The organism is Halopseudomonas aestusnigri (assembly GCF_002197985.1).
In the GTDB taxonomy this organism is placed as follows: Bacteria; Pseudomonadota; Gammaproteobacteria; order Pseudomonadales; family Pseudomonadaceae; genus Halopseudomonas; species Halopseudomonas aestusnigri.
The window spans coordinates 1-5,119 of sequence record NZ_NBYK01000029.1; the positions used below are offsets into that span (position 1 = coordinate 1).

3 protein-coding genes are annotated in these 5,119 nt (G+C 60.7%); all 3 read left to right on the plus strand.

Features of this window, described 5'->3' with window-relative positions; genetic code table 11:
• The coding region (locus tag B7O88_RS18250) for a VWA domain-containing protein (protein WP_140418611.1) at positions 1-2,812 on the plus strand (2,812 nt) is incomplete at its 5' end.
• 102 nt (positions 2,813-2,914) lie between these two features.
• On the plus strand, positions 2,915-3,253 hold the full coding sequence (locus tag B7O88_RS17705) for a tryptophan synthase subunit beta (protein ID WP_088278102.1): 339 nt from the start codon (positions 2,915-2,917) through the stop codon (positions 3,251-3,253).
• A 435-nt stretch (positions 3,254-3,688) separates the two neighbouring features.
• A complete protein-coding gene (locus B7O88_RS17710) occupies positions 3,689-5,098 on the plus strand; it encodes an MBL fold metallo-hydrolase (RefSeq protein WP_088278104.1) in 1,410 nt (469 codons plus the stop codon).
• Positions 5,099-5,119 lie beyond the last annotated feature (21 nt).

The following is a 5,119-nucleotide window of genomic DNA, read 5'->3' on the forward strand; positions in this document are numbered from 1 at the left end:
TAGCACCACCAGCGTCACCGGTCTGATTGAAGACAACGACTCCTTCCCGGGCGGCACCACCGACCAGTATGGGGTCACCGAGGGCAGCACTCTGGATACAGACGCCGATGGCACTATCAATGGCGTCCTGTTTAATGATCCGGCTGGCCGCAGCGTATCGAGTGTGTCCAACAATGCGGATGGTTCCGGCGGCTCAACCGTGGGTGCTACCGGTGCCGTGCTGACCACCGCGCTGGGTGGCACGGTTACCGTCTACGCCAACGGCGAGTTCACCTATGACGCGCCGGTGCTGGATCACCCGCTTGCCGATCCGTATCTGACCGACAGTTTCTACTACACCGCCACTGACGGCACCAACACCGCAGACCCGGTACTGGTCAACATCCGTGTGTATGACACAGTGCCGCTGATCTCTGCGGTAGACGATATGACTACCTCGAATGAGGCTGGCGTTACCGTCGGCAACTGGTCCTACAGCGGCGGTGCCGATGGCCTGTCGGATGTTGCATCCGACCTGGAGAGCGGCATCAACCTGAGCTTCGATGCTGCCGGCCTGGGTGAAGCATTCACTGCAGTGCGTGAGGATGTCTACAACGCCGGCGAGTATCAGGGTGAGCTGCTGACCGTCAGTTATGCCGACGGTACCGACAGCTACACTTACTTCACCCTGTTCATGAAGGTGGATGGTACTTACGAATTTGATCTGGTTACCCCCAAGCCAACCGGCTCGGAAGGTGTGGTATTCACCAGTGAGAACGGCGGTATCGCGACTACCCTCTGGGCATCGCAGGTCATCGATGACTACGACGGCGCCACCGACATTCGTTTTACAGCGACCAAAAACGGCAGCACCGATGAGGTGAACTGGGGCAATCAGGGCATTGGCTCTGACAACAACCTGTTCTCAATTGGCGAAACACTGACACTGGCGTTCTTTGATGCCACCGGTACTTCAACTCTGCCGGCGGCGGACGCGATCAAGCTGGTCGATTCAGCCACCCTGACGTTCAACTTCAATGGCAATGGCGATGACGCCAAGATCAGCATTGATGTGCTGGATGAAAACGGTGACGTGATCGCCACGTTGAATGACATCGCGCTGACCGACACATCACCAACGATCGTAGTCAGTGCCGCTGATCTGAACATCGATGGTTTCTATGGCGTCACCATCAAGCACCAAGGTGGCTTTGACAGCACCCTGGGTGATGAGATTCGTCTGGCCTCGATGGATATTGAAACCGCGTTGCTGCCGGAAGATACCCATCTGGACTTCGGGGTCGAGATCGTCGATGCCGATGGCGACACCGACGATGCCCAGTTCAGCGTCGACGTGAATTCACCAGCGGTTGACCAGCTGATTGTCGGTACCGCCGAAGACGACACGCTCAACGCCGGGCGTGGCAACGACATCATCATCGGTGATGTGGAAGGCTCCTACAGTGTCGTTGTGCCGGATGACTACAACATCGCCCTGATGGTTGACCTGTCCGCGAGCATGACTGATGACTCCGGCACCGAGGGCAAGAGCCGACTGGAGTTGATGAAAGAGTCGCTTACCAAACTGGTCAACGATCTCGGCTCGCATGGCGGTGTGGTGAACGTACGGCTGATCACCTTCGGTGGCGATGTCGGCCAGGAAACCAGCTACTCACTGAACAGCCCGGCTCAGCTCAATGCTTTGCTGCTGGCAATTTCCGGTCTGGCAGCTTACTCGGGCTCTACCGATATGGGCGGCACCAACTACGAAGCCGTGCTGCGCGCAGCCAAGAGCTGGTTCGATACCCAGACCCCAGGCACGCCTGACTTTGAAAACCTGGCGCTGTTCCTGACCGACGGTAACCCGACATTCCATCTGAACGGCAGTGGCAACCCGACCGATGGCGGTAGTGGCAACAGCACCCAGTACTATGACCTGGCTGATGCAGTAGGCGCCATGGCCTCGCTGGTCGGACAGTCCTACAGCGTCAAGGTCAATGCCATTGGTATTGGTGACGGCAGTAATACGGACTATCTCCGCTTCTTCGACAACACCGGTACCACAGGCAATGCCTCGGTTTGGATCGACGGGTGGCGGATCAGAGGCCCGGTCGGCGAGGTTGAAAACGTCGATACCGCAGAGGACCTGGAGCTGGCTCTGGACAGCAGCGTGACCGTGGTACCGAAGGTTGGTGATGACACCCTGGTCGGCACAGCCGGTGATGACATCATCTATGGCGACACCATCAGCTCGGACAGCCTGGGTACCGACTACGCCGGCATGGGTTATCAGGGTGTTGTCGATTACCTGACTGACACCCTCGGCCATGCGCCCAGCACCGAAGAAGTCATCGCGCTGCTGCGGGCCAACCCGCTGGACTTCTATGACCAGACCACCACCGAAGGTGGGGCCGATACCATCACCGCCGGTGCTGGTAACGACCTGCTGATGGCCGGTGCCGGCGATGACGTGCTGATCGGCGGTCAGGGCAATGACATCCTCTACGGCGGCCTCGGCTCTGACACCTTCGTCTGGCAGAGCGGTGATGCCGGCGCGGTTGGCACCCCGGCAGTCGACATGGTCATGGACTTCTCCCTCGGGACCGACGTGCTTGACCTCAGTTCGCTGCTGGGCGATATCACTCCCTCTGAAATTGCTGACTATCTGCAGGTCACCAGCGCCTCGGTTGATGGCGTCGCGAGTGCCCAGCTCAATATCAGCAGCACAGGCGATATTGCCAGCGGTGCCGATCAGGTGATTCTGGTCAAGGGGCTCAGTGTGTCTGACATCAACAGCATGCTGGCAGGCCCGGATCCGAGCCTGATTGTCTAAGCGTCAGTAAAAGCAAGGGCCAGGGGCCGACATCGGGTGACCGGTGTCGGCCCTTGTTCTATAGTCGCTGTACCAATCCAGCCTCCGGCAGAAGGGGAGTGCATGTACGTCAAGCGTGACACCGATGGCGCAATCAGCGCGATTTCCAGCGAGGCCGGAAACGGCTTCTCCGAATGGCTGGCCGATGACGCAAGGGAACTGATGGAGTGGCAGCAGGGCCGCTCGATGAAGGAAAGCCTGCAACGCCTTCAAGGCAGCGACGCCGACATGATCCGGGTGCTGGAAGACCTGATCGAAGTCCTGCTGCAGCGTGGCGTCATCCGCATTACCGACCTGCCCGAAGCCGCCGTCGCCAAACTCAACAGCCGCTCCGCCGAACGGGCAAAGCTCAGTGAACTGAGCGGCCTGATCGATCAGGACGAACTGGATGTACTGATCTAGCCAGCCCCGTCACCCTATGTAAGGGCGGCTGAGTACGCCTTTGTAGCGGCACGGCATGCCGTGCCCGTCTTCAAGCAGGCACTCAACCACGCTTATCTCGCCTAACCGTGGCCAGAATCGCCTGGCTCAATTCCCCGATGATTTATCGTCGCCCGCCCGGGCACGGCATGCCGTGCCCCTACGCAATATCTGGCTCCGCACCATACCGATCCACGCCTTTTCGGCATGACGTGGAGGGGGTACTAACCAGGCACACGGATCACACACCAAACCGCATCATGCCAATCACCGACACCACCTGCGGCCTCAAGGCTCGCCACACGTCGTGACCGGGTTCGCCGAATCGCCCGGCATATCCGTTTATGATCCGGGGCATGCAATACGCCGCCGGATTGCGGCAACAGACAATAACAACCAGGCAAAAGGAATTTGCTGATGAACCAACACCCCTATCCGCGGGTGCAGCACCACGGCGCGGTCAACGGCGTGACCGGGTCCTGCCACCAACTGTGGATCACACCGACCGACAGCCTGCTGATCGACTGCGGGTTATTCCAGGGCGCTGAAACCTCCGGCGCCGGTGCCGGGCAGGATCAGCTCGCCATCGAGTTCCCTCTCGACTCGGTACATGCCCTGCTGCTCACCCATGTCCATGTCGATCACGTCGGGCGCTTGCCCTGGTTGCTGGCAGCCGGTTTTGATCAGGCCGTTCATGCTACCGACGCCTCGGCATTGCTGCTGCCTGCCGTACTGGAGGATGCCTTCCGGGTTGGCGTGCGCCCGGATGCTGCGCTGGCCTCGCGCTATGTCGCCGCCGTCTCCGCGTTACTCCAGGGGCACGCCTACGGGCAGTGGGTCAACCTCATCACCCGGGACGACCTCACCTGCCGGATGCGCTTCCAGCCGGCGGGGCATATTCTCGGGTCGGCCTATGCTGAAATCGATATCGACTATCCGCCAGAACAGCGCAGCCAACGAGTGGTCTTCTCCGGCGATCTTGGTGCCGCCGGCGCACCCCTGCTCGAACCGCCCCAGCCACCCGAGCGCGCCGATCTGCTGATACTGGAAAGCACCTACGGCGACCGCCTGCACGAAGATCGCGCCACCCGGCGTGCCCGCCTGCAGCAGGTGCTGGAACAGGCGCTGGCCGATGGCGGTACCGTGATCGTGCCGGCCTTCAGCATTGGCCGTACCCAGGAGCTGCTCTACGAACTCGAAGGCATCATGCACGACAACCCCGAGTGGCAGCAGATCCCCGTCATTCTGGATGCACCTCTGGCCGGGCGTTTTACCGCCCTGTACCGCGAGCTGCGCCAGAGCTGGAACGCAGAAGGGCAGGCACGTCTTGCCGCCGGCCGGCGACCGCTCGGCTTTGATCAACTGCTCAAGGTGCAGACTCATGCCCAGCACCAGCGCATGCTTAACCGGCTGGTCAGCACCCGCCAGCCGGCTGTGGTGATTACCGGCAGCGGCATGTGCAACGCCGGCCGGGTGGTCAACTACCTCAAGGCCATGCTGGGTGATGTACGGCACAACGTCGTGTTTGTCGGCTACCAGGCCAAAGGCACACCCGGACACGCCATCCAGCAATACGGCCCCGCCGGTGGGTATGTTGAACTCGACGGTCAGCGTTACACCATCCGCGCCGGTGTTCATTCACTGGGAGGCTATTCCGCCCATGCCGATCAGGCCGGGCTGATAGCCTTTGTGCGCGACATTCCGGTTGCACCGCGGGAAGTGCGTCTGGTTCACGGAGACGCAGCCGCCAAAGCCGAGTTGGCTGCGCAGCTGCGGGCTGATGCCAAAGCGCATGACCGGTCGCCGAACGTTGTGATTGCAGACTGACTATGGGCCAGCCACCCCGAA